This is a genomic window from Dellaglioa sp. CoH-57-MRSF-22 (assembly GCF_056781895.1).
Genome location: NZ_JBXAXT010000123.1, coordinates 1 through 370 on the forward strand (window position 1 = coordinate 1; position 370 = coordinate 370).

Here is a 370-nt window from a genome sequence, read left to right on the forward strand (position 1 = left end):
TGCACCTGCTGCGCCATTTCCGCGCCCAGCTTGGCGTCCGACTGCCACATGCGACTCACACGGTACTCGCACGCAGCTCTCTTGATCGCGAAGCACACAAAGGACTCATCCCCGTCCTCGATGAGTTCGAGTGCCCTTTTCAGGATCGCGATTTTCTTGTCAATCAGGTTCACGTTCGGCCTCCACACAATTGATTAGATAAGTGGCCCATTGTACGCGAGTTTCCTTCAGTAGGAAAGCTTTTTGTTCATGAGCCCAGATACCGTGAACATCCTCAAGCCAGCAGTTGAGTGTGAGGCGGTTGCCGAGCGCCCGGCCTATGACAGTCACCAATTCTTCCGCTGCTTTCTTATACGGATAATCGGGATTG

1 protein-coding gene is annotated in these 370 nt (G+C 53.5%); it reads right to left on the minus strand.

Annotated features, from left to right (window positions below; genetic code table 11):
- Positions 1 to 159: 159 nt before the first annotated feature.
- A partial coding sequence (locus tag AC1RPR_RS08480; RefSeq protein ID WP_481763511.1) for a hypothetical protein occupies positions 160 to 370 on the minus strand: 211 nt, incomplete at its 5' end.